Annotated in this window: 1 protein-coding gene; it reads right to left on the bottom strand. The window is 48.6% G+C overall.

Annotated elements, in window-relative coordinates; translation table 11 throughout:
• On the bottom strand, nucleotides 1–1,388 hold a 1,388-nt coding region (locus ACTQ16_RS16570; RefSeq protein WP_441938536.1), incomplete at both ends, for a DUF3987 domain-containing protein.

Genomic DNA, 1,388 nt, shown 5'->3' with positions numbered 1-1,388 from the left:
GTTCGCGCCACGACAATACGGCTTTGGAAACCATCCGTATAATTGTTCACTACCCGATAGAGTGCATCTGGCGTTCCGCACATCACAACGTTCCACAAAAGATGTTCGATATGAACATTCACCGCATCTGCACTTCTTGCCTCGCGCTCATAGCTCGTTCCGTCGTAAGCCTGGCGGAGCATCACGGAGAAGTCGCTCATGGCAGATTTCCACTTCTGTGCCACTGTGTCGGCTTCCGGAGTAAACGAAAAGGCGTGCTTGCCTTCAGTATTAGCCAGTCGTTCTGCAAGGTTAGCCACCGTATTATTTAAAGTAAGACATCTTACAGGCAGCTTTGGTTCTTCCGGTTGCTCCTTCTTATTCTTAGCCGCACGCTTCTTGGCTCTCCATTCATCCTCCTGCTGCTGATACATTTTGTCCATCTGTTTCACTTCCGAAGTCCATGCATCAACCACAGGGTCGATGCTTCCCTTGCCTGATGCAAAATCACCGGCGATGTAGGAGATAAGGTTCAGCGAGTTCATCTTGCCGTGAACCGCAACCTTGACTCCCGTTGCCAGCATTCCGATGACTGGACAGATGGCGGTAATTACAGGCATTGCCAGAGGTGGTCCCACAGCATTGATTGAGTCACGCACGCCTTGTGGCATTTTGGGCAATGCATTGAAATAGAACATTTCGTCCTGGGCATTTGCCTCATCAAGAGCATTGACCAGTGCCTCATTTTCTTCGGCCGATTCGCCAACCTTGGCTCCCTGCTTCATTCTCTCCTGTCTGATTACGGAAAGCACATCCTTCAGTCGCTTAGGCATTTGCGTGATTTTCTCATTCAATGCCGAGTTGATGCAAGCCATCTTTTCCTGCTCGGGAAAACCATCGTAGCAGGGAATAATCTGAGCCAGCAGATTGCGGTCAAAACCACAGATGTGGCGCAGATTCACAGCCAGTTCGAAGGTCAGCGTATTGCGGTTAGAGCGCATCGGCTCCTGCCCGTCATTATACATCTGCCACCACTTCTTAATGATTTCCCCATAAGGAATCCCGAGATAATTGTCCTGAGAGACGGAGGGAGTCGAAGCTGATGCAGCAGCAGAAGAAGTAGTAGAAGAAGAAATTCTTGAATTCTCTAATTCTTGACCTTTTAAAATCCCCTGAGAAGTTTTCTGAGAATTCTTAAATTCTTGCCTCTTTAAAGCCCCCTGAGAATTCTGGATTTCCTTCCAAGGCTCATAATGCTTGTTTGCCTTGTGCGCTCCTTCCGGCAGTTCCTCCTTCCCATATCGTTCTCTTTCTTCTAGAACCTTCCCTTCAGCAGCCACAGCAGCCTCATCATATTCATCCTTGAAGAGTCGTGGCGAAAGGAAGAGCAAATCTTCGTCATCCGATGT

The organism is Prevotella sp. LCP21S3_D2 (genome assembly GCF_052118345.1).
In the GTDB taxonomy this organism is placed as follows: domain Bacteria; phylum Bacteroidota; class Bacteroidia; order Bacteroidales; family Bacteroidaceae; genus Prevotella.
This window is presented reverse-complemented; position numbering and strand designations above follow the sequence as displayed.